21 protein-coding genes are annotated in these 25553 nt (G+C 41.1%); 16 read left to right on the top strand and 5 right to left on the bottom strand.

What is annotated here, in order from left to right; all coding sequences use genetic code 11:
- Window positions 1-172 precede the first annotated feature (172 nt).
- From pepV to CJ190_RS06385, 13 genes are all read left to right on the top strand, one after another.
- Window positions 173-1564: a dipeptidase PepV gene (gene pepV, locus CJ190_RS06445; RefSeq protein WP_064292554.1), complete on the top strand. Its 1392-nt coding sequence runs from the start codon at window positions 173-175 to the stop codon at window positions 1562-1564.
- A gap of 1 nt (window position 1565) precedes the next feature.
- A complete protein-coding gene (locus CJ190_RS06440; RefSeq protein WP_064292553.1) occupies window positions 1566-2315 on the top strand; it encodes a TrmH family RNA methyltransferase in 750 nt (249 codons plus the stop codon).
- Between the two features lie 26 nt (window positions 2316-2341).
- Window positions 2342-2962, top strand: coding sequence for an HD domain-containing protein (locus CJ190_RS06435; protein WP_064292552.1), 621 nt, complete (start codon window positions 2342-2344; stop codon window positions 2960-2962).
- A 25-nt stretch (window positions 2963-2987) separates the two neighbouring features.
- Window positions 2988-3320 (top strand): winged helix-turn-helix transcriptional regulator, encoded by a 333-nt coding sequence (locus CJ190_RS06430; protein ID WP_064292551.1) that lies wholly within the window; start codon window positions 2988-2990, stop codon window positions 3318-3320.
- 663 nt (window positions 3321-3983) lie between these two features.
- A complete protein-coding gene (pheS, locus tag CJ190_RS06425) occupies window positions 3984-5033 on the top strand; it encodes a phenylalanine--tRNA ligase subunit alpha (RefSeq protein ID WP_064293144.1) in 1050 nt (349 codons plus the stop codon).
- 8 nt (window positions 5034-5041) lie between these two features.
- A complete protein-coding gene (gene pheT / locus CJ190_RS06420; protein ID WP_070598423.1) occupies window positions 5042-7483 on the top strand; it encodes a phenylalanine--tRNA ligase subunit beta in 2442 nt (813 codons plus the stop codon).
- A 230-nt stretch (window positions 7484-7713) separates the two neighbouring features.
- Window positions 7714-9129 carry an alanine/glycine:cation symporter family protein gene (locus tag CJ190_RS06415; protein ID WP_064293143.1) on the top strand — a complete coding sequence of 472 codons (1416 nt, stop codon included), beginning with the start codon at window positions 7714-7716 and terminating at the stop codon, window positions 9127-9129.
- 179 nt (window positions 9130-9308) lie between these two features.
- On the top strand, window positions 9309-10307 hold the full coding sequence (gene pta / locus CJ190_RS06410; protein WP_064293142.1) for a phosphate acetyltransferase: 999 nt from the start codon (window positions 9309-9311) through the stop codon (window positions 10305-10307).
- 135 nt (window positions 10308-10442) lie between these two features.
- Window positions 10443-11036, top strand: a complete 594-nt coding sequence (locus CJ190_RS06405) for a DUF4230 domain-containing protein (RefSeq protein WP_064293291.1) — start codon at window positions 10443-10445, stop codon at window positions 11034-11036.
- Between the two features lie 166 nt (window positions 11037-11202).
- Entirely contained in the window at window positions 11203-11775 is a 573-nt protein-coding gene (locus CJ190_RS06400) for a GNAT family N-acetyltransferase (protein ID WP_064293290.1), read from the top strand.
- Window positions 11776-11902: 127 nt separating this feature from the next.
- On the top strand, window positions 11903-13465 hold the full coding sequence (ppx, locus tag CJ190_RS06395) for an exopolyphosphatase (protein ID WP_070598421.1): 1563 nt from the start codon (window positions 11903-11905) through the stop codon (window positions 13463-13465).
- A gap of 141 nt (window positions 13466-13606) precedes the next feature.
- A complete protein-coding gene (locus CJ190_RS06390) occupies window positions 13607-15802 on the top strand; it encodes an RNA degradosome polyphosphate kinase (RefSeq protein ID WP_064293288.1) in 2196 nt (731 codons plus the stop codon).
- 216 nt (window positions 15803-16018) lie between these two features.
- Window positions 16019-17089, top strand: a complete 1071-nt coding sequence (locus CJ190_RS06385; RefSeq protein WP_101562109.1) for an IS30 family transposase — start codon at window positions 16019-16021, stop codon at window positions 17087-17089.
- A 209-nt stretch (window positions 17090-17298) separates the two neighbouring features.
- Here CJ190_RS06385 and CJ190_RS06380 read toward each other — a convergent pair whose 3' ends face one another.
- On the bottom strand, window positions 17299-17847 hold the full coding sequence (locus CJ190_RS06380; RefSeq protein ID WP_101562129.1) for a TIGR01440 family protein: 549 nt from the start codon (window positions 17845-17847) through the stop codon (window positions 17299-17301).
- Window positions 17848-18043: 196 nt separating this feature from the next.
- Here CJ190_RS06380 and tsaE point away from each other — a divergent pair, with 196 nt between their 5' ends.
- Both tsaE and CJ190_RS06370 read left to right on the top strand, forming a co-directional pair.
- Window positions 18044-18511, top strand: a complete 468-nt coding sequence (tsaE, locus tag CJ190_RS06375) for a tRNA (adenosine(37)-N6)-threonylcarbamoyltransferase complex ATPase subunit type 1 TsaE (RefSeq protein WP_064293286.1) — start codon at window positions 18044-18046, stop codon at window positions 18509-18511.
- A gap of 2 nt (window positions 18512-18513) precedes the next feature.
- Window positions 18514-19086: a GNAT family N-acetyltransferase gene (locus CJ190_RS06370; protein WP_064293285.1), complete on the top strand. Its 573-nt coding sequence runs from the start codon at window positions 18514-18516 to the stop codon at window positions 19084-19086.
- A gap of 64 nt (window positions 19087-19150) precedes the next feature.
- Here the strand turns inward: CJ190_RS06370 and CJ190_RS06365 are convergent, their stop codons facing one another.
- The gene (locus CJ190_RS06365) at window positions 19151-19390 is read right to left on the bottom strand and encodes a hypothetical protein (RefSeq protein WP_064293284.1); all 240 of its coding nucleotides are present in this window, start codon (window positions 19388-19390) and stop codon (window positions 19151-19153) included.
- 171 nt (window positions 19391-19561) lie between these two features.
- On the opposite strand from CJ190_RS06365, the gene murB reads away from it, so the two are divergent.
- On the top strand, window positions 19562-20467 hold the full coding sequence (gene murB / locus CJ190_RS06360; RefSeq protein ID WP_064293283.1) for a UDP-N-acetylmuramate dehydrogenase: 906 nt from the start codon (window positions 19562-19564) through the stop codon (window positions 20465-20467).
- Window positions 20468-20787: 320 nt separating this feature from the next.
- Here the strand turns inward: murB and CJ190_RS06355 are convergent, their stop codons facing one another.
- From CJ190_RS06355 to CJ190_RS06345, 3 genes are all read right to left on the bottom strand, one after another.
- Complete coding sequence (locus tag CJ190_RS06355) at window positions 20788-22113, bottom strand: ISL3 family transposase (RefSeq protein ID WP_101562096.1); 1326 nt, start codon at window positions 22111-22113, stop codon at window positions 20788-20790.
- A 285-nt stretch (window positions 22114-22398) separates the two neighbouring features.
- Window positions 22399-23724 carry an ISL3 family transposase gene (locus CJ190_RS06350; protein ID WP_284614185.1) on the bottom strand — a complete coding sequence of 442 codons (1326 nt, stop codon included), beginning with the start codon at window positions 23722-23724 and terminating at the stop codon, window positions 22399-22401.
- Between the two features lie 285 nt (window positions 23725-24009).
- Complete coding sequence (locus CJ190_RS06345) at window positions 24010-25335, bottom strand: ISL3 family transposase (RefSeq protein WP_101562134.1); 1326 nt, start codon at window positions 25333-25335, stop codon at window positions 24010-24012.
- Window positions 25336-25553: the final 218 nt, after the last annotated feature.

Below are 25553 nucleotides of genomic sequence, written 5' to 3'. Positions count from 1 at the left end.
TTTTTTTAAGGGGGTGTTTGACTTCTTTAGGAGACCAGGATGCTCTAGATTAAGGAATGGTGATCAAGCTTGTTCTTGAATATAATTTAGTTAAAGAGAAAGAAATGTTTACTCCCTTAGCCAAGACAAAGGCTCTTGTGCTATAATGTAGCCAATTGGAGGGATGAAGAAGATGACGATTAATTGGCAAGAAGAAGTTGCAAAAGTAAAAGACGACTATCTTAATGATTTATATACTTTACTGAGAATTCCTAGCTTCCGTGAAGACGATAAAGCTACGGAAGAGGCACCCCTAGGACCTGGTCCTAAAGCAGCCCTCGACGCTTTCTTAGCCATGGTAGACCGTGACGGCTTTACCAGTAAGAATGTTGCCAACATGGCTGGGCGCTTTGAATTTGGTCAAGGCGATGAAATTTTGGGGATTATCGGCCACTTAGATGTGGTTCCTGTCGATGATTCTTGGGAAACTGATCCCTTTGAACCAACTCTAATTGATGGTAAACTCTATGCCCGCGGAGTAAGCGATGACAAGGGGCCAATGCTAGCGGCCTACTACGCCTTAAAAATTATCCGTGACTTAGATTTACCCGTATCGAAAAAAGTTCACTTTATTGTCGGAACGGATGAAGAAAGTGAATGGAAGGGCTTGACCCGTTACCTGGAAACCGAACCCCTACCTGACTTTGGTTTCTCACCAGATGCTGAGTTTCCAATTATCAATGGAGAAAAAGGGATGTATTCCACGACCTTGAAATTTCCTGCCTTAGAAGGGGCGATTGAGTCCTTTGAATCTGGTATTCGGGAAAATATGGTACCAGGGGATGCTGATGCGGTTATCAAGGGCTTTGACCTTGAAGAAGTCCAAGCAGCTGCTGAAGAATTCCAAGCTAAACAACCAGTAAGCTTGACGGTTGAGGCCAGTGCAGACAATAAGATTCACCTCCACCTACATGGTCGGGTATCACATGGGGCCTTCCCTGAAGCTGGAGAGAATGCGGCGACTTACCTGGCTCTATTCTTGAAGAACCTATCCAGTGATTTAGAAGGCAATTCCTATATTAGCTTTATTGCTAACCTCTTGCACCAAGACTTTAAGGGGCAAAAGACCGGGATTGACCACCATGATGAAGTAATGGGGGACTTATCCTTAAACCCAGGTGTCTTTGGTGCCAAGGATGGCCAACAATTTGTGACCTTGAATATTCGTTTCCCTCAAGGGCAAAGTTTTGAACAATTGGATAAATCCTTTAGTCAATTAGGGGACCAATTTGGTTTTGCCCAAGAAACTGGGACTTCTAATAAAGTGCCCCACTATGTTCCTGGGGATGATCCGCTGGTGCAAACCCTCTTAGAGGTTTATGAAGAACATACTGGTATGGAAGGCCATGAAGTTGTTATTGGTGGGGGAACTTACGGCCGTTTGATGGAACGGGGCGTTGCTTTTGGGGCTGAATTCCCAGATGAAGTATCTACCATGCATGAACCGAATGAAGTTCAACGCGTTGACCGCCTCCTCTTAACCATGGCCATTTATGCGGATGCGATTTACCGCTTGATCAAGTAATATGCTGACTTCCAAAAACAACCCTAAAATTAAGTCTGCTAAAAAATTATTAAGTCGACGGGGGCGAGAAAAGGCTGGCCAGTATCTTATTGAAGGCCCCCATCTCTTAGAAGCTGCCTTGGAGGCAGGGGCTGACCTGGCTGAAGTTTTTCTTACCCCCGACCATGCAGCCGACTTTAATCTGGCTAATCAAACTCTGATTAGTCCTGAAATAGCTTCAGAACTATCTGACACCCAAAGGGACCAGGGGGTTTTTGCCGTGGTCAACCAAGACCGAAAAGCCTCCTTAAAACCGGCTTCTCCTGCAGTTCTGCTATTGGATGGAGTTCAAGATCCGGGAAACCTGGGCACTTTGATCCGGTCGGCAGATGCCTTTCATTATCAGGATATTTACTTGGGTAAGGGTACTGTTGACCCCTACAGTCCCAAGGTGGTCCGTTCCATGCAGGGCAGCCAATTCCATGTTCGCCTCCACCAAGTGGTTTTAGAGGAGGCCATGGCCAGTTTAAGAGCAGCAGGCTATTGTTTGGCGGTAACCGAATTAAATGATCAGGCGCAAGCTTTAGAAACTTATAACTTGAAAAAACACCAAAAATGGGGCATTATTTTAGGTAACGAAGGAAATGGTGTTCGACCGGAAATCATTGCAGCGAGTGATATTAGTCTCTATATTACCATGCTGGGTCAGGCGGAATCATTGAACGTTGCCATTGCTGGCTCGATCGCTATGCACCACTTCCTTCCCAATTGATCAGTAGGCTCAACAAAAGAAAGGACATGAACTTATTGACAGAAACTAATTACCCTTGGGAAAATGACCGTGACTATTTGGCCTTAATCGATGATATTAAAGACCATGAATTTATTACCGATTTAGGTCTGTTTCGCCAACATATTTATGGGAATCGTTTAGTTCATTCTTATTCTGTCAGTTATTATAGTTATAAAATTGCTAAGCGTTTAAACTTAGATTACCGTTCAGTCGCTCGTGCGGGTTTAATGCATGACCTTTTCTACTATGATACGAAAGAAATGACATTCTCAAAAGGCAATCATTTCACTAATCACCCTTATATTGCACTAAAAAATGCAGAAGTCTTAACCGACTTAAACGAAGTTGAACATGATATTATCATTAAGCACATGTGGTTGGCCACTTGGCAACTCCCTGCCTATCCAGAGTCATTTGTGGTGACTTTTGTGGATAAGTACTTAGCATCGACAGAATATTTAAAACCTGCCTCTAAGATATGGCGGGATAATTGCCAAACTTTCTGTAGCCAACGCATTCTTAATCCTCTAAACCAAGCCATTGATGAGCGCTTGCTAACGCCATTTAATCGCTTGAGGAGAAAATATTTTCCGAATTTAGCAGAAAATAATAACAAGAAAAATTAACTTTATTAAGAAAGGAAGTGACCGCTTGAGTGAACAGCACATTCCTTCTCTGTGTCGCAAGTTTGAGCAAGGTTTCCAATTATTAGGAAAGAAATGGAATGGTTTAATCATTCAAAGCTTACTCAAAGGCCCACTTCGTTTTTCTGAATTACGTGACCATATTGATGGGATTTCTGATCGGGTACTGACCGAACGGTTAAGAGAACTGACCTGTCTAGGAATCCTTGAACGGGTGACCCAATGTAATGATTGTCATAAATATACTTACTATGCCCTCACTCAAAAAGGTCAAGACCTTGAAACCGTCTTAACCTCACTACATTCCTGGTCTGACCAATGGATTGAGTTAGATAAGTAGAGAGTGTGACGGGTGCGCAAAAAGGCAAGACCACTGGAACTAAAGGACTAATGAATTCTTAAAGAGAATTCCTTGTCCTTTAGTGAAGTGGACGCTTGCCTTGCACCCGGAACACGTTTAAAAAGGAGAGAGTGTGACAAAAGTCAAAAGAGCCCTGAACCACTGGAACAAACTATGGAAGATAGGTGAAAGCCTATCGCACATAGTTTGTGAAGTGGACGTCAGGGCTGACTTTTGGAACACGTTTTGATTAGATAGTTCGTATTTTAAAAGAGTCTGGGACAAAAATCCCAGACTCTTTTTTTAACCCCTGCCAGATTATTTGTTGACGAAAGCCAATTTAACGGCTACAATTATCCTTAATGAATACGTTGATAGAAGACGGTTCCTTATCATAGCCTGTGACAGGAAGAGAAATCACCGATTGAGAGTTTCTTACAGGTAAGCGGGGAATTTTTCACTTCTGGAGTAGGTACCGGGCGACAGCAGTCAAAAGGTACCACGACTGGGCACGTTATCGCCTGAAATGAAGGGTTTATTCGTTTGCTTTAAGCAAACTGAGTAAAAACTAGGGTGGTACCGCGGTCTCTCGTCCCTATTGGGAATGAGAGACTTTTTTTGTGGAAAAATTCTCACATAATCGTTATAAAAAGGAGTTTAAGCATGGATATAATTAGCAATTTACAAGCAATTGAAGGGCAAATCGCTGAAGAAATTCAAAGCATTTCTAGCCTTGACGATGTGCAAGCCATTCGCGTGAAGTACCTAGGGAAAAAGGGGCCGATCACCGAAGCTTTGCGGCATATGAAGGATATTGACCCCAGTGACCGCCCTAAAGTTGGGGCTTATGCCAATGAATTGAAAAATAAAGTGGCTAAAGAGCTTGACCAAAAACAAGTTGTTTTAGAAGAAGAAGCCCTTAACCAAAAATTAATGGCGGAAACCATTGATGTGACCCTGCCTGGTAAGCAGCAAAAATTAGGCAGCCAACATGTGATTAGCCAAGTTATGGAAGAAATTGAAGACCTCTTCTTAGACCTGGGTTATATCATTGTCGAAGGACCAGAGATTGAATCTGATTATTACAATTTCAAGCGGATGAACCTACCAGAAGATCACCCGGCCCGCGATATGCAAGATACCTTCTATATTGAAAAGAATCAGGTACTCTTACGGACCCATACTTCACCAGTCCAAGCCCATGCTATGGACCAACATGATTTTTCAAAGGGGCCTTTACAAATGATTAGTCCAGGTAAGGTTTACCGCCGGGACTCTGATGACGCTACCCACTCCCACCAATTCCACCAAATTGAAGGTTTAGTGGTTGATAAAAATATCGGTCTCTCAGACTTAAAGGGAACCCTGGAATTGTTTGCCCGCCATCTCTTTGGGGCTGACCGCCAAGTGCGTCTACGTCCCTCTTACTTCCCGTTTACCGAACCTTCTGTTGAAATAGACATCTCTTGCTTTAAATGTGGTGGTCAAGGCTGCAATATCTGTAAGAAAACCGGTTGGATTGAAATTCTCGGTGGGGGTATGGTCCATCCTAATGTCCTAGAAATGTCAGGGATTGATAGTGAAGAATACAGTGGCTTTGCCTTTGGACTGGGACCAGACCGGGTAGCCATGTTGAAATACGGGATTGAAGATATCCGTCATTTCTACCAAAACGATCTCCGCTTTATTCATCAATTTCAAGAAAGAGGGTAATGACTGACATGTTAGCATCACGTAATTGGTTAAATGAATTTGTAGATATTAAAGATATTCAAGATGAAGCTTTAGCAGAAGACTTATCACGGACCGGTCTGGAAGTCGATGGCTTGAACCAAGATTTTTCCGGCTTGAAGAAAATTGTTGTTGGAAAGACCTTGACGGTGGAAAAACACCCCAATGCAGACAGCTTGCACGTTTGCCAAGTGGATGTCGGCCAGAAAGAGCCCTTACAAATTGTTTGTGGCGCCCCTAATGTGGCAGCCGGCCAGAAGGTTATCGTTGCTTTACATGGGGCCCGTGTGACTGGTAACCAAAAGATCAAGAAGGGGAAATTGCGGGGCCAAGAGTCTAACGGAATGTTATGTTCTTTACAGGAACTCGGCTTCAGCGAAAATGTGATTCCCAAAGAATTTGCTAATGGGATTATGATTTTACCGGAAGACGCTCCCCTAGGCCAAGATATTAAAGAATACTTAGGCTTAGAAGATACAGTCTTAGACCTTGATATCACCCCTAACCGGGCCGATGCCCTATCCATGCGGGGGGTTGCCTATGAATTAAGTGCTATCTATGACCGTTCCATCGATGTCAATACCTATGATGACCAAGCCTTTGAAGCGGGGAGCGATTTAAGTGGCGAGGTCACTGTTGAAATTTCTGATAGTGATCTTTTCCCTCACTACACTGCTCATTTGGTTAAGGATGTCAAAATTCAAGCCAGCCCGATTGAGGTACAAATCCGCCTCATGAAGGAAGGTATCCGTCCGATTAATAATGTGGTTGATGCTACCAACTATGTCTTATTGGAATACGGCCAACCCCTCCATGCCTTTGACTATGATAAGTTGCAATCCAAAACCATTGCCCCTCGTCTAGCTAAAACTGGGGAAAAATTAGTGACCTTAGACGGTGTGGAAAGAGACTTAACGGATGACGACTTAGTCATTACTGACGGCCAAGAGCCCATTGCCCTAGCTGGAGTGATGGGGGGCTTGTCTACTGAGATTGATGACAATACCACCACCGTTTTGATTGAATCCGCCATGTTTAACTCCTCCCATATCCGTCGCACGGCCAGACGCTTAGCCCTTAGAAGTGAGTCCAGTTTAAGAAATGAACGTGGCTTAAATATTGCCACTATCGATGAAGCTGGCGCCTATGCAGCCCAATTGATGGAAGACTGGGCGGGTGGACAAGCGGTTAAGGGACGCGCCCGGGTATCTCACCTTGACATTAAAGATAAAGAAGTGACGACCAATTTAGATTATATTACCAGTCTCCTAGGTATGGAAATCAGTTTTGAAGAGGTCAAAGAATCCTTTAGACGGTTAGGTTTCCCGGTTGAAGGTGACGCTGATGAATTTACCGTGTCCGTTCCTACTAGACGTTGGGATATTTCTATTCCAGCTGATTTAGTGGAAGAAGTCGCCCGTATCTATGGTTACGATAAGATTCCTTCCCGAATTTCACCCGTCCAACCGGTGAAAATTGGCTTAAACGACTGGCAAAAATTTGAACGTCAAAGCCATCGGACCATGGAAGCGCTAGGCTTTGACCAAGTGATTTCTTATAGTTTAACCAGTGAGAAGAAACTTGATGTCCTTCAAGCCCAAGCCCATGAAGCGGTAGCCCTGGACTTTCCGATGAGTGACGAACGCCGTTATATGCGGACTAACTTACTGACCAGTTTATTAGATATTGCCCAATACAACCTGGCTCGTAAGGTGAAGGACGTCCAAATCTATGAAATTGGCCGGGTCTTCTATAATGATGAGTTAGAAGATGACCTGCCTCGGGAAGAAAGCCATCTGGCAGCCTTGTGGACCGGTGATGTTGAAGGTGATAGCTGGCAAGGTAAAGCCCAAGCGGTTGACTTCTATGATATGAAGGGCGCGGTTGAGGCGTTACTAGCTTCTTACATTTTAGCTGGACAAATCCGCTACCAACAAAGAACCGACCTACCGGATACGCATCCGGGTCGTACAGCTCTGGTGCAAGTGGAAAACCAAGGAAAATGGCTAACCATTGGTTACCTCGCCCAACTCCACCCTCAAATTACCAAGGACTATGACCTCAATAGCCAAAGTTTTGTGGCTGAGTTTAACTTACAAGCCATCTATGACTTGCCAGAGCACCAAGTGATCCAAGAACCTCTGGCAAAATATCCAAGCATCAGCCGCGATATTGCTATGGTAGTGGCTGAAGAAGTGAGTCATGCTGAAATTGTGGCAACCATTCAAAAAGCAGCCAATAGCTATCTGGTTAATGTTAAACTCTTTGATATTTACCGCGGCGACCATATCCAAGATGGTCAAAAATCGGTAGCTTATCAACTCACTTATCTGAACCCAGAAGCGACTTTGGTAGATGAAGAAGTCAATGAAGACTTTGCTAAGGTCAAAGCAGCCCTTGCTAATGAATTACAAGCAAAAATTCGCGATTAAGATTCAATCAGCTAGCTGCTAAGCAAGTGCCAAGGGTGTGGCAGTAAAGCTAACATTGCTAATAAAGGCTATCTTTAAAGAACCTTGATAAGTCAAGGTTCTTTTTTTAGCGGGAGATTTAAATTTAAAACGATGTTAAAATTCATTACAAAAAACCATTGCTATTTATCGCCCTTTTCGCTAATCTAGTAAGGTAAAAACTTTTAATTGATAAAAAGGAGCTGACTTCAGTGACTGAACAACTGATTAATTTTCTGACACCAATCAGCAATGTCCTTTATTACCCGATTTTAATTGTCTTGCTTTTAGGAATTGGTCTTTATTTTACCTTCCGCACTAAGGGGGTCCAAATTAGAGATTTTAAGGAAGCAATTGGGGTAATTATGGAAAAACCCGAAAAAGAAGATTCGGTATCTTCATTCCAGGCCTTAATGGTTTCAACGGCTTCACGGGTAGGAACCGGAAATATTGTCGGTGTCTCAACAGCGATTTGTTTAGGCGGCTATGGGGCGGTCTTTTGGATGTGGCTAGTGGCTATTATTGGCGGATCTTCGGCCTTTATTGAATCTACCCTAGCTCAAATTTACAAGAAGAAGACGCCAACTGGGGATTCTTATGGGGGCCCCTCCCATTATATTGAAACGGCCCTCCATAACCGGGGACTAGGTATTATCTTTTCCGTGTTCTTAATTTTGACTTACGCAGTTGGTTTTAATATGCTGGCTGCCTATAATTTGCAAGACTCCTTTCAAGTCTATGACTTTTATCATGCTCAATGGACGCCTTTAATTGTTGGTGGGGTCTTGGCTTTGGTGACCGGCTATTGTATCTTGGGTGGAGGCAAACGGATTATTTCCTTCACTAGCTTTTTAGTTCCTTTTATGGGGACCATTTATGTGGGGGTCGCTTTGATTATGATCCTCTTTAACTTGAATTACCTGCCCACCATCTTTACTTTAATTTTTAAGGATGCCTTTAACTTCAAGGCCATCTTTTCAGGAATTGCTGGGTCTAGTATGATGTATGGAATCAAGCGCGGTCTCTTTTCCAATGAGGCAGGGATCGGTTCAGCTCCTAATGCAGCAGCTTCAGCCCATGTGTCCCATCCGGTTAAGCAAGGGCTGGTACAAATGATTTCGGTCTTTATCGATACCTTGTTAATTTGTTCAGCAACTGCCTTCATGTGTTTAAGTTCAGGAATAACTCCTGCAGAAGAATTATCTGGTGCGGCTTACGTCCAAGCTTCCCTCGCTACCGTCTTTGGAAACTTTGGGAATATCTTTATTACGGTATCGCTCATGCTCTTTGGTTTTACCACTTTAATTGGGAACTTATATTATGTGGATAATAATATTGCCTATATCTTTAAAGGAACACCAAGACCTGGGATTATGCGTCTCTTTAGAATCTTTTTCATCCTGGTGGTCTTCTTAGGAGCCTTACAAGAATCGACCTTAGCGTGGATGACTGCAGATATTCTAATGGCCCTGATGGCTTTAATTAACTTACCGGCCATTTTACTTTTAAGTAAGCAGGCCATTGCGGCTTTAAATGATTACCATAAACAAAGGCGTGCTGGTAAAAATCCAGTCTTTCGAGCCAAGGATATTGGCCTTGATCCCCAAAAATTGGATTTCTGGCAATAGTCTAGGATAAATCATTATATTGATGAAATTGTGAGCGCCCCTTCATATGCCGATCCTATTCGTAATAGGCAAGCTGGAGGGGCGCTCTTTTTCTTTGTACTTTTTGCATATGATTATTAGAAAAGCTAATTTTATGGTAAACTAAAATTAGAATCTAAATAATTTATGGAGGTAGAGAAATGGCTTTATTTGATGAATTAAAAGCAAAAATTAAAGGAAAGCAAACGCGTATCGTTTTTCCAGAAGCTACTGATGAACGGATCCAAGGGGCTGCAGCTCGCTTAAAAGCTGACGACCTCTTAGTTCCTATTTTAGTAGGTAACCCTGATGAAATTCATTCTCAAGCTAAAGACCGCGGCATTGACCTATCTGGGATTGAAATCGTCGATCCTGATAACTATGATGCTTATGAAGAAATGGTCCAAGCCTTTGTTGAACGTCGTAAAGGCAAGGCTACTGAAGAACAAGCACGTGAAATGCTTAAAGACGTCAACTACTTTGGTACCATGCTCGTTTACATGGGTAAAAGTGACGGTTTAGTCTCAGGAGCTGCCCATGCGACTGGTGATACCGTACGTCCTGCTTTACAAATCATCAAGACTAAGGCCGGTGTAAAAAACGTTTCTGGTGCTTTCTTATTGACCCGTCCTAAAGAAGACGGCAGTGAAGAAAAATACATGATGGGTGACTGTGCGATCACCATTAGTCCAGACGCTGAAACCTTAGCGGAAATTGGTTTAGTGACAGGGGAAACCGCTAAATTATTTGACGTGGAACCGGATATTGCCTTCTTGTCATTCTCAACCAAGGGCTCAGCTTCTTCTCCAGAACAAGAAAAGGCTGCCCAAGCAACTAAGATCGCTCAAGAAAATGCGCCTGAAGACTTCAATGTTGACGGCGAATTACAATTTGACGCGGCTCTGGTTCCAGCTGTTGGGGAAAAGAAAGCTCCTGGCTCAAAAGTAGCCGGACATGCCAAAGTGCTTATTTTCCCAGAAATCCAATCAGGAAATATTGGTTACAAGATTGCTCAACGCTTCGGTGGCTTTGAAGCCATTGGACCAATCCTACAAGGAATGGCTAAGCCCGTAAATGACCTATCACGTGGCTGTAACGAAGAAGATGCCTACAAGTTAGCTATCGTCACTGCCCTACAAGCAGGCTTAAACGAAAATTAAGACTGAGAAAAGACTACGATAAATATGAGCCCTTGCCCCAAGGTAAGGGCTTTTTATCGCTATAGGGTTAGCTAAGCTAAAAAGGTGCGATTGGCTGACTTTTTGCTATAATGATTATCAGAAAAGAGGGAATATATGCGACGATTTAAGAAATTTTTAGGGGCCCTAGTGATCATCTTAGGATTACTAGCAGTTGCCTTTATTGGCGGTCATTATCTCGGTAAGCAGGATAGCCAGACAGAAATTACTTCAGAATTAGTGGGTAACCGTTTAGAACAAGCCAAGGAGTTAACCACGACCAAATACTTCTACACCAATACAGCCTCGTTTGAAAACCAAAGAAAATTCTATAACTGGAACTTGCCCTTCACCACGAAAAAATTTATTGTTTCCTATGACGGGGTGATCCATGTCGGAATCGATCTCAGCGCAATTGATGTTCAGGTTCAAGACCAAACTATTGATGTCACCCTGCCTGAGGTGAAGATTCTCTCCCATGATATCGATAGCGATTCGGTTAAAGTTTTTGATGAAGAGGCCTCGATTTTCAATAAGATGACGGTGGATGACTATGCGAATTTCACCAATGAACAAAAGAAAGCCTCAGAAGAAGAAGCTAAGGATAAGGGTTTATTGGAAACTGCCAAGCAAAATACTGAAAAGACCATTAAAGAAATATTAAATATGGACCCCAACATACAGGAAAATTATACGATCAATGTCCATTAAAGACTACTGAAAATCCAAGTGACTGTTTTTACAGGCCTTGGATTTTTATTTTATAGGGGACTTTTGACCGGATCATTCAATCAAAGTAAGGAAATTTGCAGACTCGGCTAGGCTTGTCTATACTAAAGCAAGAGGACACAAATTTAGAAAAGGGGAAAAAATATTTATGGAAATTAGACAGTTAACAGTATCGGATACCCAGGCCAGTTACCAGGTGATTAAGGTCATCTTAGAACACTTAGATGAACCTTTAATTAATGAATATGGTTGGGAAACTAGTGGCAAAATTATCGCTCAAGCCATGAAGAAACCCTATTACCGTTATGGTTATGCGCACGGCTATGGGGTTTTTGAAGCCGACCAATTAGTGGCTGTTGCCTATGCTTATCCAGGTGTCTTGGATCCTATTATTGAGAGTCCCCTGGAGACTACCATGCTAGAAATGGGCTATTCCCTTGACCAAATTCCCAGAAGCTACGCAGAAACTGAAGCCTTGGTGGATGAATTCTATCTCGATTCCCTGGCTACCAAGCAGGGAGAAGAAGGCAAGGGCTATGCCCGCCAATTAATCGCCCATCTCAGCCAAGTCGGCCGTGAAAAAAATTATCACAAACTCTCCTTAAATGTGGACTTCCATAACCAACGCGCCCTGACGCTTTACCAACGCCTCGGCTTTGAAACCATTTCGGAATTGATTATTGGGGGACATCCGCATTATCATATGATTAAGGCCATTTAAGTTTTTCTAAGCAGGTCAAATTGTACTTTAAGAAGTTAAATAATTGAGCCGGGGACTGAGATTCGTTATAATAAAATTGAATTTCAAGGAGAGTCCTTGGCATTTTTATAATAGGAAGGACTATGTCATGTTTCAAGAGCGAAAAGCGATTATTGATATTGGGTCAAACACCATCCGTCTTGTTATCTATGGGATTGATGACTGGTATAATTTTGAAGAACTTCAAAACGTCAAAGTGCCGTCACAATTGAGCCAATACCTCATTGAAAAAGATGATAAAAAATACATGAGCGATACTGGTATCCAGCGCTTAATCACTGCCTTAGATGACTTTGCAACGATTATCAAAAACTTTAAAGTGGATGAAATCAAAGCCCTGGCTACGGCAGCCGTCCGGCAATCGGCTAACCAAGAAGAAATTATCGACCGTGTCAAAGAAAAAACCGGCATCACCATTGAGATTATTTCTGAGGAAGAAGAGGCCCGTTTTGGCCAGTATGCCGTCATGCATGCCATTACTATTCCAGATGCGCTCACTATTGATATTGGTGGGGGATCTTGTGAGGTAACCAAGTATCAAGACAAGGCCATGGATACCTTCCATAGTTTTCCATTTGGTGTGGTCTATATTCGTGAACGCTTTTTTAAGAATAAGGACCATAATGATGAAGATGCTATTGAGGCGGCTAGGGATTATATCCGTAGTCAATTTAAGCAAGAATCCTGGATCAAGAAGGCTAAGTTGCCTTTAATTGGGATTGGGGGCTCAGTCCGTAATGTGGCCGAAATGCATCAGCGCATGCATAATTATCCGATTGCGGGGCTCCACGGTTATCAAATGACTTTAGATGATTTAGAAGAAACCTTGGATATGGTTTTAGATACCAAGCCTAAGGATTTAGATGATATTGAAGGCTTGAGTACTGAACGGACGGATTTGATCGTACCGGCTTTGATTGCCTTTATTGAACTCTTCAAATTGGCAAAGGCGAAAAATTTCACAGTTTCCACCCAAGGCCTGCGGGAAGGGATTATCTTAGAGGATATTAATAAGAATTATAATACTCCGATTGATACCCAGCTCATCCGCCTGCGTTCAACCAGAAAAATTGCTCATGACCTGCCTTTTAACTCAGCGGGGACCCAACAACACGTTGATCTTTGTTTGAGTCTCTACCAACAAATGTGTGATTTGGATCAATTTACTTTTGACGATGAAGAAAGAGAAATGATCGAATTTGCGGCCTACCTCTATCGCTTTGCTAGTTTTGTCAGTCGGGAGGCCGATTCCCAACACACCTTCTACTTGCTCTCTAACACCAATCTCCTCGGCTTTTCTCATTTGGACCGGGTACGTTTAGCGCTCTTGAGTTCTTATAAGAATCGGTCGCTCTTCCAACTTTATATGACTAATTTCAAGGATTGGTTTAGTGAGGAAGAAGAAGACCACTTAATGAAAGTGGGCGGAATGATTCGCTTTGCCCAAGCCTTAAATTACTCCAAAACTGATCCAGTCAAAAAATTACGCTTAGAACGTGATGAAGATGGCAATTACTTGTTGAAAATCTACCATACAGAGCCTATAATTACCGAAAAATACCGGGCCAACCGCCATAAGAAACACCTCAGTCGGGCCTTAGATGGGAGCTTAAGTTTAGAATTTATTCCCCTGGCTAGCCTTGATGAATAAGTATTAAAAGTTAAATTTTAATTGAATCCTGGCTGGCTAACGTTCTTACTGGCGTTTAATCATCGATTTGACACATAATTTCTATCTGTTTTTATCGACATTGTCGTATTACTTGTGCATTAAAATGGAGGAGAGTGCAGTATGTCAACCACTAGCAATAATCAAAAAAATACCCAATCCTTGCAGGCTGAAAACTCAGCTGCTCATTATTATTATAATCGGGAGCTGAGTTGGTTAGATTTTAACTATCGTTGCGTTGAAGAAGCCAGTGATCCCAACAATCCCTTGTTAGAACAATTAAATTTTTTAGGGATTGTCAGTTCTAACTTAGATGAGTTTATTATGGTTCGCTTTGCAGGGGTTTATAATCAATACCTTGATGGCGTGCAAGTTGCTGAAAACAAAACCCAAATGTCACCTAAGCAGTTAATGCAAGGTATCCATGACCGTAATACACGTAATGTGAAAGCCCAATATACTCGCTACCACGACATGGTAGAACTATTGGATGAAAAGGGTTACCACCTTAAATCAGTAGCTGATCTCAGTGAGGCACAAAAAGCACAAGTAAAAGAGCAATTTGAAGAACTGATTTTGCCCACCTTAACGGCCATCGGTATTGATGCCTACCGACCTTTCCCACATTTAAAAAATCATGCCTTGAATATTTTAGTGGAATTAGAGAAGGATCAGAATTCCTATATTGCTGTTGTTCCAATTCCGACCCTACTCAAGCGTTACCTCACTTTAGATGAAGGCGAAGGCAAGGCTTATGTTTTAGTAGAAGATGTCGTCATCCATGGCCTAAATGCACTCTTCAAGGGTTATACCATTAAACGTCGGATTCCATTTCGGATTGCCCGGAATGCTGACTTTGAATTAAATGAAGACGATGTCATGGACCTCTTGGACGTGATGGAAGACCATGTTAAAAACCGCCTACACGGAAAAACTGTCCGGATCGAATGGGATACCCGCTGGGAGACCCCAAATGACCACAATAATGAAGATTTCTTAGCGACCGTCCAACCGTATTTGAAGGTGCCGGAAGAGGGGCTTTACCCCATTAATGGACCGCTTGATTTGACTTTCTTATTTGACCTGGTTGATGATATCAGTGAAGACCACCCTGAATGGATGTATCCCGATTTTGAACCGGTAGAATATCCCAACTACCATGGTGAAAATCTCTACCAACTCATTAAAAAGGGAGACTTATTCTTCCATCATCCTTACGACTCCTTTAAACCGATCTTATCCTTTGTCGACCATGCGGCTTCAGACCCAAAAACAGTAGCCATCAAAATGACCCTCTACCGGGTATCCAAGCATTCGCCGATTGTCAAATCCTTGAAGAAGGCAGCAGAAAACGGTAAGGAAGTCACGGTCTTAGTGGAACTAAAGGCCCGCTTTGACGAAGAGAACAATGTTCACTGGGCTAGAGAACTTGAAGATGCCGGCTGTCACGTCCTTTATGGCCTAAGTGAACTCAAAACCCACAGTAAAATTACTCTGGTGGTGAGACGGGAAGCCGGAAAAATCCAACGTTACATCCACCTAGGAACCGGGAACTACAACGACAAAACCGCTAAACAATACACGGATATGGGAATTCTGTCGACTAATGAAGCCTTGACCAGTGATGGGTCCAAGTTCTTCAACTTCCTGAGTGGCTATAGTGAAGTGCCTGATTATGAGGCTCTCCATGTTTCGCCTTTTGCCATTCGTGACTCCTTGACGGATTACATTGATGAAGAGATTGAAAATCAGAAGAAATACGGCAATGGGCGTATTATTGCTAAGATGAACTCCTTGACCGATAAACCCCTCATCAAAAAACTCTATGAGGCGAGTCAGGCCGGGGTACAAATTGATCTGATTATTCGGGGAATTTGTTGTTTACGTCCCCAAGTTGAAGGCCTATCAGAAAATATTCGGGTGCGCTCGATCGTGGGCCGCTTCTTGGAACACAGTCGGATCTATTACTTCTACCGTAATGGTCAAAAACATGTCTTCCTCTCTTCCGCGGATATGATGACCAGAAATATGATTCGCCGGGTGGAAATTGAGTTTCCGATTATTGACCAAGATATTGAAGCCCAAATTATCCATTTCTTAGAAGTGGAATTAGCCGATAATCAAAAAGCGAGAGAATTAGGTAGTGATGGTGTTTATCGTCATGTCAAATCTGGCGATAAGCCTATCAACTCGCAAGAACAAATGATGCAAGAAGCCGAAAGTCGCCGCAATGAGAGTGTTATGCGGATTACCCCGTCTTCACCTAATTTTTTCAAACGGATGACCCGATTTTTAACTAACCGGCATAAAGACGATTAAAAAAATAAGTAAAAAAACACTTGCCAATACCACAGATAGTCTAGCCAGGCTGGGGCTAGATGTGGCGTATCGGGCAAGTGTTTTTATTATGGAAATAATTATTTTAATTGGCCGGTAAATTGTAAAATGAAGTGCATAGAGAAAAGGACGACAAAAAACCAGTGATGCTCTATACTTAAAAGCGTCTAAACCCAAGTAAAGGAGCACTCACTGGCTATGAAACATTCTAACACGAAACCTAGATCATATACACACCTTTCTGCAGAAAAACGCGGAATTATCCAAGCAATGCACCAAGAAGGACATAAACAGAAAGAGATTGCTGACGCCGTTGGCGTCAATCAATGCACCATATCTCGTGAACTAAAACGTGGAAAAACACGTCAAATGAACTATGATCATACCTACGTTGATGTCTATCTTGCAGAAACTGGCTCGCGTGTTTATAAAGATAATCGGTCAAATTCTAAAGCCAGAGGCGCTTTGTATGGAAAATCTAACTTCATTAAAGCCTTTGAGGAAGCCTTACTGACACCTAAAGAAGACCGTATTTTCAGTGTTGATACGTTTATTCATGATTACCGCAGAAAACACCCTTTAGAAAGAGTTCCTTGCACCAAAACCATGTATAAATATATCAATCTTGGTTTATTAAATGTGAGGAATATTGATCTTCCTATGAAAACAAGGATTCGTCCAAGAAAACAACCTAGTGAACCGCGTGGGACGAATAAAAAGGTATTTGGAAAAAGCATTGATCAGCGATGCCCAGACGTCCTTTCAAGAGAAGAATTTGGTCACTGGGAGCTTGACCTCGTGATAGGAAAGAAGACTAAAGGAGAGCCATGTCTTATTACTCTAGTTGAACGGAAAACGCGAAAATTCCTCACCAAGAAGACTTGGAAGTGGGATGCAGATTCCATTGTAAAATCGGTTAAAAAGGTGATTCTTAAAGAGGGTCAAGCGTGTTTTAAAACCTTAACGACCGATAACGGCAGTGAATTTTCTAAACTATCTCAGCTTGAGTATGCTCTGAAGGATTTGGAAGTCTTTTTCGCCCATGCCTATTCAGCTTGGGAAAAAGGCAGTAATGAGAGACATAATCGCATGTTAAGAGAATTCTTGCCCAAAGGGACAAGCTTTAAAAAGCTGACATACCAGGAACTCGCACACTATACGAATACAATAAATAATCGCTTTAGAAAGGTCTTAGATTATCAAACCCCTAACGACTGTTATAACCTAGAAGTTGCGAAACTTCAGGAAACGCTTAAAGAAGCAGGCTAAAGTGCTTAACAAAGCATAGAGATTCAGTGTGGGCCAGTCAAGGTCCGCTTCGCTCTCCACCTTGACAGCCCCACCCTGAATCTCTAAATGATAATCAAGCACTTTAAGCTAGAGAAAAACGGGCCAAGAATTATTGACTTTATCAGCTTTTTAGTTATTTGGCATGACACTGGGATTTTTTAAAATAAATATGCACTTGATATTGCAATTTACCATTTTAATTGGCCATTGTAGTGGGCGCGTTCGCCTCCAATGAATTTTGGACGGGTGCGGGCAGCGTTGACCCAGGCGGAACCGATCCGGTGGTTTTCTAAGCGCAAGGGAACAGCCACTGGTTTGAGGTGCATACCAATCAAGGTGTTCCCAATATCAATCCCAGCATCGGCTTGAATTTCTTCAATCACGATGGGATCTTGGAAGGCTTGGTAGGCAGCGGTGGAAAATGACCCACCCGCCTTGGGTTGGGGGACCACATTCACTGTGGGAGCAAAAGGACGGGCTTCTCGTTCAGTGACAATGGCCCGGTTAAGGTGCTCACAACATTGGCTGGCTAGGTAAATTCCGGCTTGGTCTAGGCTTTGGTGGATGGCGTCGAAAACCGCTTTTCCAATTTCGGGTTGAGAGTCCGTCCCAATTCTTTCCCCCATAATTTCACTGGTGGAGCAACCAACCACTACGGTCATTCCGGACTTTAGCTGAGCCTTATCGATTAGTTCTTCTATCAAATTCCGCGCTTGTGCTTGCACTTCTTCTTTCATGATAATCCCTTCTTTGTACTTAGTTTACGCCTATTATAGCAAAAACAGGAAGGATTAAGCTTAGAATATGCAGGCTAGCTAACTGCCATGAAGAAGATCGGTCAATAAATGATGAAAAACTAGGCAGCTTTTGCTTCCCATGCTAAAATGGAAGGGAGTCTATAAAAAAGAGACAAGAGAGTATTGAGGTGAAAGCATGTCAGAGATCAAATGGCATAACGAAGAAGATACCGAGAAAACTGCCCAAAAATTAGCCGACTTGGTTCAAGCTGGGGATGTCATCTGCCTAGAAGGAGACCTAGGAGCGGGCAAGACTACCTTTACGGGCTATTTTGCCCATGCTTTAGGGATTGATAAGGCGATTAAGAGTCCGACTTTTACCATTATGCGCGAATACCAAATGGGCCGCTTACCCCTCTACCACATGGATGCCTATCGTTTAGAGGAAACGGGCGCTGAAGGCTTGGGGATTGAAGAATACCTAGATGGCGACGGGGTGACTGTGATTGAATGGCCCCAGTTCATTAGGGAAGACTTAGAAACGCCTTACCTGTGGCTGACTATTCATAAGGAATCGGATATCGAGCGTCGGATTAGCTTAGCACATAATGGTGGACGCGGTAAGGAATTAGCAGCAGAATTATTAGAAAGTTTGGCAGAATAAGCATGAAACGTGAAGAAATACAAATTACCTTAGTAGACGCAGAACAAAAACATGCCAAGGCCCTTTTAGACTTTTACAAAAAAGTGGGTGGCGAGTCTGATTTTCTCAGTTTTACCTCCCAAGGCCTCGGTATCAACCAGGAACAAGAGCAAAGGTATTTAAAAAGTATCCAAGAAAGCTTGAATAACCGGGTTCTGATTGCCTTATTAGACGATGAGATTATCGGGGTAGCTTCAATCGGTGCCCCTGAAGGCTCCAAGGAAGAGCATGTGGGAGAATTAGGTATTTCTATTCTCAGACGCTTTTGGAGTTTAGGCTTGAGCCATGTCTTAATGGAAGATATGCTGGGCTGGGCCAAGGAAAGTCCGATTTTGCGCTATATCCGTCTGGAAGTGAATGTCAACAATGTCCGGGCCATTAAGCTTTATGAGAAATTTCATTTTGAAGAGCTGGGACGTATTCCTGGAGGGCAATATGCCCAAGGAGACTTTCAAGATACCCTAATCATGGGCCTAAGTGTCTTAAATGACCAACAAGTTGCAGACGCTGACTTACCTGCAAGTGATGAATACTAATGATTAAATAAGAAAAAAGAGTTGCCGGTAATGGCAGCTCTTTTTAAGTGCTTGATTAATATTTTTACGACATCCAAAAGACATAGATCATAATGGCTAGCAGGAATAGATTAATAGCAACTAGGGTCCACTTGAGACCGACCTTCTTCTCATTAAGGGCAAAGACAGTGGCAACAATCGGAATCAAGTGACCCAAAAACAGGTGGTAGCCATTCAGTTGATCAGCGGGCTTTTGCAGTTGGTAAGTGGCATAGATTAAGCTCAGGGCAGTCATAAGTAGGGCTTGACGACGTGATTTGTTCATGAAAATTTCCTTTCTGGTAAACCGTTAATGATGGCTAGGATAAGAAAAGCTTAAATGTCCTTTTGGGGCTAAATTAAAAGACTATTTTATGCTATCATAACATTTGTGATAAGAGTAAGGATTTAACCTAAAAAATGACCTACTCTGATTAAGAAGAAGCGAGGAATACAGATGGATTTTCAAGCCTTTATCGATGCTTTTAGCCCAGAACATATTAAAATCAATGAACCGCTGAAGCGCTATGCCTATACGAAAACCGGCGGCCCGGCTGATCTCTTGGTCTTTCCCCAAAGCAGCCAGGAACTCCAAGCCATGATCAAAAAGGCCAATGAACTCCAGCTGCCCTTTATGGTGATGGGAAATTCTAGTAATGTCATCGTCCGCGATGGGGGTATTGAAGGAATCGTCTTTATGCTGACCCAAATGGCAGCCATTGGAGTGAAAGATCATCAGGTCTTCGCTGAGGCGGGAGCGCGCATTATTGACGTGACTCGGGCTGCTCGTGATGCGGCTTTAACGGGACTGGAATTTGCTTGTGGGATCCCTGGTAGTGTTGGGGGAGCAATCTATATGAATGCTGGCGCCTACGATGGCGAGATTAAAGATCTTCCCCTAAGTGTCCAAGTGGTTGATAAGTTTGGTAACTTAAAGACTTATACTAATGAAGACTTAAACTTTTCCTACCGCCACAGTATTATCCAAGATAATGGCGACTGTGTGGTGAGTGTGGTTTTTGACCTCAAACCGGGCGATTATGACCAAATTAAGGGCAGAATGGACCACTTAACCCAACTCCGTGAATCCAAACAACCCCTCGACCTGCCTTCTTGTGGTAGCGTCTTTAAGCGTCCCAAGGGGCACTTTACTGGCCAACTCGTTCAAGCCGCTGACCTTCAAGGTTATACGGTTGGTGGGGCTCAAGTATCAAAAAAACATGCCGGTTTTATTGTAAATATTGACCATGCAACAGCTGCTGATTATCTGGCGGTGATCCACCACGTTCAAGAAGTGATTAAAAAAGAATTTGATGTGACTCTGGAAACGGAAGTTCGGATTATTGGTCGCGATCCTAAGTAATCCTATCTGAAGAACAGAAAGTGGATAAAAGGAATAATATATTAAGGATAAGCTTTAGTGGATATACGCTAGGGCTTTTTTGGTTCTTTGTCAAATAGTGTTGATGAGAATATTTATAATTAATGGTTCTTTGTCAAATCGTGTTGATGAGAATTTATATAATTAATGTCATATCAGAACTGGTATGACATTTTTTAATATTTGCCGATCAAAGAAAAATGGGGACGATTAAAAGACCTCTTATTTCTTGTTTTTTCGCCATAGGCGAAAATAAAGAGTAAGAAAGCAATATCATAAATAATGAATAAGTATCACAAAGACTATGCTGCTTCTGAAAAAGTGAGAGGCCGAGGTTGAAAATCATTACATACCAATCGAGAGGCCATTATTATACGTATTCTTAAATGATCAAAACGACGATACCCATATCCTGTGCGCTTAATCAGTTTCGTTTTATTGTTCATTCCTTCTATTGGACCGTTAGATAAAGTATACGTTAAAGCTGTACAAATACCTTCTTGATATCTTTCTAACGTTTGAAAAATGGTTCGTACTCTACGTGGAAATGTGTATTTCTTGACTTCAATAAGCAAGTCTCTAAAGGACTGAATATCATGGGTATAAATACTATATTTTAGGCGATTAACGTAAGTATAGGTGCGCGATAATTCGGGAGATAAATTGGTGAGGTAATCAACAATCATCTGTTCTGAAACGAGACCGTCAAAAAGTCGATGAGTATATAAGTTTTTAAAGTCAAGTTCCCATTCATTTTTTAAAGGCAACTTCCATAGCTGCTTTAATTTGCGATAATCACGTGGTGATTGATAGCGAATCTGATTCATTAGCTGAATACGTACGGAATTGATGGCCAAATTGAGATGTTGAATGACATGAAAACGGTCAAATAGAATTTTTGCATTGGGAAAACAAGCGCGGATGACTTCGATATACGGGCTATACATATCAATTGTAACGATTTTGACGGCTTGACGACTTTGGTAAGAAAAACGCATAAAGTAGTGGATTAATTCGCTCTTTTGTCGATTTTCAACAATATCAATTAACCGATGGTTCACTGGATCAATAAAAATAAAGCTCATCGCACCACTGACATTTTTCACTGATTTAAATTCATCAAAAGAAAGGTACTGGGGCAAATAATTAAATTTAGGAAGTAATGCTTTTCCTCTTTCTTCTAGAAGTCGAATCACCGTCGATACGGAAACATTGTGTTGTTTACCAATAAGAGTCATCGCTATCGTCTCACTGAGAGCAAAAGTGATTGCATTTTTTAGCGTGTTAGAAATATAACAATTAGCAGTGACTATGGGAGTTTTAGCATTAAAAGTCCTTTGGCAGTGTTTACAAAAGAAACGTTGCTTTTTAAGACGCAAAGTAACGGGTTGCCCATCATTAATGGTTGTTAGTAAGATATCGCTTGAATAAGAACCATTTTTAACGATATCAGCTTGTGATTCGTTGATATGGCCGCAATGGGAACAGTGAGAAGGTTGGTTAGTTAAGTTCCCAAAAATAACCTTATGAACGATATTGCCTTTCTTTTCCTCCACTACTTTATCTTCAATTTCAATATTTTCATCTTTTATATTAAAGAGATTTTGTATACAATGGGATTGAGTCATGGAATCCGCCTTTCTGTGTGTTTGTTTGTATTTTCAGTATAGGCTTTCCATGGCTTTTTGTGTATAAAAAAATGGTGCCAATGAAGAGCCGTTGGCTCCCATCAACACCAAATATTATAGAACCTAATTAATGTCATATCAGAAATGGTATGACATTTTTTTATATTTGCCGATAAAAGAAAAATGGGTATGATTAAAAGACCTCTTATTTCTTATTTTTTCGCCATAGGCGAAGACAAAGAGTGAGGTAGCAATATTATAAATAACGAATAAGTATCACAAAGACTATGCCGCTTCTGAAAAAGTGAGAGGCCGAGGTTGAAAATCATTACATACCAATCGAGAGGCCATTATTATACGTATTCTTAAATGATCAAAACGACGATACCCATACCCTGTGCGCTTGATCAGTTTGGTTTTATTGTTCATTCCTTCTATTGGACCATTAGATAAAGTATACGTTAAAGCAGCACAAATACCTTCTTGATATCTTTCTAAAGTTTGAAAAATGGTTCGTACTCTACGTGGAAAAGTGTATTTCTTGACTTCAATGAGTAAATCTTTAAAGGCCTGGATATCATGGGTATAAATACTATATTTTAGGCGATTAACGTAGGTATAGGTACGTGATAATTCGGGAGATAAATTGGTGAGGTAATCAACAATCATCTGTTCTGAAACGAGACCGTCAAAAAGTCGATGAGTATATAAGTTTTTAAAGTCAAGTTCCCATTCATTTTTTAAAGGCAACTTCCATAACTGCTTTAATTTGCGATAATCACGTGGTGATTGATAGCGGATCTGATTCATTAGTTGAATACGTACGGAATTGATTGCCAAATTGAGATGTTGAATGACGTGAAAACGGTCAAATAGAATCTTTGCATTAGGAAAACAAGCGCGGATGACTTCAATATATGGGCTATACATATCAATTGTAACTATTTTGACAGCTTGACGACTTTGGTAAGAAAAACGCATAAAGTAGTGGATTAATTCGCTCTTTTGTCGATTTTCAACAATATCAATTAACCGATGGTTCACTGGATCAATAAAAATAAAGCTCATCGCACCACTGACATTTTTCACTGATTTAAATTCATCAAAAGAAAGGTACTGGGGCAAATAATTAAATTTAGGAAGTAATGCTTTTCCTCTTTCTTCTAGAAGTCGAATCACCGTCGATACGGAAACATTGTGTTGTTTACCAATAAGAGTCATCGCTATCGTCTCACTGAGAGCAAAAGTGATTGCATTTTTTAGCGTGTTAGAAATATAACAATTAGCAGTGACTATGGGAGTTTTAGCATTAAAAGTCCTTTGGCAGTGTTTACAAAAGAAACGTTGCTTTTTAAGACGCAAAGTAACGGGTTGCCCATCATTAATGGTTGTTAGTAAGATATCGCTTGAATAAGAACCATTTTTAACGATATCAGCTTGTGATTCGTTGATATGGCCGCAATGGGAACAGTGAGAAGGTTGGTTAGTTAAGTTCCCAAAAATAACCTTATGAACGATATTGCCTTTCTTTTCCTCCACTACTTTATCTTCAATTTCAATATTTTCATCTTTTATATTAAAGAGATTTTGTATACAATGGGATTGAGTCATGGAATCCGCCTTTCTGTGTGTTTGTTTGTATTTTCAGTATAGGCTTTCCATGGCTTTTTGTGTATAAAAAAATGGTGCCAATGAAGAGCCGTTGGCTCCCATCAACACCAAATATTATAGAACCTAATTAATGTCATATCAGAAATGGTATGACATTTTTTTATATTTGCCGATAAAAGAAAAATGGGTATGATTAAAAGACCTCTTATTTCTTATTTTTTCGCCATAGGCGAAGACAAAGAGTGAGGTAGCAATATTATAAATAACGAATAAGTATCACAAAGACTATGCCGCTTCTGAAAAAGTGAGAGGCCGAGGTTGAAAATCATTACATACCAATCGAGAGGCCATTATTATACGTATTCTTAAATGATCAAAACGACGATACCCATACCCTGTGCGCTTGATCAGTTTGGTTTTATTGTTCATTCCTTCTATTGGACCATTAGATAAAGTATACGTTAAAGCAGCACAAATACCTTCTTGATATCTTTCTAAAGTTTGAAAAATGGTTCGTACTCTACGTGGAAAAGTGTATTTCTTGACTTCAATGAGTAAATCTTTAAAGGCCTGGATATCATGGGTATAAATACTATATTTTAGGCGATTAACGTAGGTATAGGTACGTGATAATTCGGGAGATAAATTGGTGAGGTAATCAACAATCATCTGTTCTGAAACGAGACCGTCAAAAAGTCGATGAGTATATAAGTTTTTAAAGTCAAGTTCCCATTCATTTTTTAAAGGCAACTTCCATAACTGCTTTAATTTGCGATAATCACGTGGTGATTGATAGCGGATCTGATTCATTAGTTGAATACGTACGGAATTGATTGCCAAATTGAGATGTTGAATGACGTGAAAACGGTCAAATAGAATCTTTGCATTAGGAAAACAAGCGCGGATGACTTCAATATATGGGCTATACATATCAATTGTAACTATTTTGACAGCTTGACGACTTTGGTAAGAAAAACGCATAAAGTAGTGGATTAATTCGCTCTTTTGTCGATTTTCAACAATATCAATTAACCGATGGTTCACTGGATCAATAAAAATAAAGCTCATCGCACCACTGACATTTTTCACTGATTTAAATTCATCAAAAGAAAGGTACTGAGGCAAATAATTAAATTTAGGTAGTAATGCTTTCCCTCTTTCTTCTAGAAGTCGAATCACCGTCGATACGGAAACATTGTGTTGTTTACCAATAAGAGTCATCGCTATCGTCTCACTGAGAGCAAAGGTGATTGCATTTTTTAACGCGTTAGAAATATAACAATTAGCAGTTACTATGGAAGTTTCAGCGTTAAAAGTCCTTTGGCAGTGTTTACAAAAGAAACGTTGCTTTTTAAGACGCAAAGTAACGGGTTGCCCATCATTAATGGTTGTTAGTAAGATATCGCTTGAATAAGAACAATTTTTAACGATATCAGCCTGTGATTCGTTAATATGGCCGCAATGGGAACAGTGAGAAGGTTGAGTAGTTAAAGTTCCAAAAATAACCTTATGGATGATATTACCTTTCTTTTCTTCCACTACTTTATCTTTAATTTCAATATTTTCATCTTTTATATTAAAGAGGTTTTGTATACAATGGGACTGAGTCATGGAATCCGCCTTTCTGTGTGTTTGTTTGTATTTTCAGTATAGGCCTTCCATGGCTTTTTGTGTATCAAAAAATGGTGCCAATGAAGAGCCGTTGGCTCCCATCAACACCAAATATTATAGAACCGCTTTTTTTATATAATAGTTAAAAGCGGGTAGATATTTGTAAGCGTTTGTAATCCTTTTATTGGTGCTTTTTGCTTGGCATAGTTAAAATAGTA

Source organism: Aerococcus loyolae (assembly GCF_002871915.2).
Classification (GTDB): Bacteria; Bacillota; Bacilli; order Lactobacillales; family Aerococcaceae; genus Aerococcus; species Aerococcus loyolae.
The sequence above is the reverse complement of the archived record's forward strand: the minus strand, read 5'-3'. Positions and strand labels throughout refer to the sequence as shown.

What these genes read in the sequence shown, in the direction of transcription:
- CJ190_RS06350 (WP_284614185.1), bottom strand. Translation starts at nt 23,724, where the DNA reads ATGACTCAATCCCATTGTATACAAAATCTCTTTAATATAAAAGATGAA.
- CJ190_RS06370 (WP_064293285.1), top strand. Translation starts at nt 18,514, where the DNA reads ATGAAACGTGAAGAAATACAAATTACCTTAGTAGACGCAGAACAAAAA.
- murB (WP_064293283.1), top strand. Translation starts at nt 19,562, where the DNA reads ATGGATTTTCAAGCCTTTATCGATGCTTTTAGCCCAGAACATATTAAA.
- CJ190_RS06400 (WP_064293290.1), top strand. Translation starts at nt 11,203, where the DNA reads ATGGAAATTAGACAGTTAACAGTATCGGATACCCAGGCCAGTTACCAG.
- CJ190_RS06385 (WP_101562109.1), top strand. Translation starts at nt 16,019, where the DNA reads ATGAAACATTCTAACACGAAACCTAGATCATATACACACCTTTCTGCA.
- ppx (WP_070598421.1), top strand. Translation starts at nt 11,903, where the DNA reads ATGTTTCAAGAGCGAAAAGCGATTATTGATATTGGGTCAAACACCATC.
- CJ190_RS06345 (WP_101562134.1), bottom strand. Translation starts at nt 25,335, where the DNA reads ATGACTCAGTCCCATTGTATACAAAACCTCTTTAATATAAAAGATGAA.
- CJ190_RS06380 (WP_101562129.1), bottom strand. Translation starts at nt 17,847, where the DNA reads ATGAAAGAAGAAGTGCAAGCACAAGCGCGGAATTTGATAGAAGAACTA.
- CJ190_RS06435 (WP_064292552.1), top strand. Translation starts at nt 2,342, where the DNA reads ATGAACTTATTGACAGAAACTAATTACCCTTGGGAAAATGACCGTGAC.
- CJ190_RS06365 (WP_064293284.1), bottom strand. Translation starts at nt 19,390, where the DNA reads ATGAACAAATCACGTCGTCAAGCCCTACTTATGACTGCCCTGAGCTTA.
- pepV (WP_064292554.1), top strand. Translation starts at nt 173, where the DNA reads ATGACGATTAATTGGCAAGAAGAAGTTGCAAAAGTAAAAGACGACTAT.
- tsaE (WP_064293286.1), top strand. Translation starts at nt 18,044, where the DNA reads ATGTCAGAGATCAAATGGCATAACGAAGAAGATACCGAGAAAACTGCC.
- pta (WP_064293142.1), top strand. Translation starts at nt 9,309, where the DNA reads ATGGCTTTATTTGATGAATTAAAAGCAAAAATTAAAGGAAAGCAAACG.
- pheS (WP_064293144.1), top strand. Translation starts at nt 3,984, where the DNA reads ATGGATATAATTAGCAATTTACAAGCAATTGAAGGGCAAATCGCTGAA.
- CJ190_RS06405 (WP_064293291.1), top strand. Translation starts at nt 10,443, where the DNA reads ATGCGACGATTTAAGAAATTTTTAGGGGCCCTAGTGATCATCTTAGGA.
- CJ190_RS06390 (WP_064293288.1), top strand. Translation starts at nt 13,607, where the DNA reads ATGTCAACCACTAGCAATAATCAAAAAAATACCCAATCCTTGCAGGCT.
- CJ190_RS06355 (WP_101562096.1), bottom strand. Translation starts at nt 22,113, where the DNA reads ATGACTCAATCCCATTGTATACAAAATCTCTTTAATATAAAAGATGAA.
- pheT (WP_070598423.1), top strand. Translation starts at nt 5,042, where the DNA reads ATGTTAGCATCACGTAATTGGTTAAATGAATTTGTAGATATTAAAGAT.
- CJ190_RS06440 (WP_064292553.1), top strand. Translation starts at nt 1,566, where the DNA reads ATGCTGACTTCCAAAAACAACCCTAAAATTAAGTCTGCTAAAAAATTA.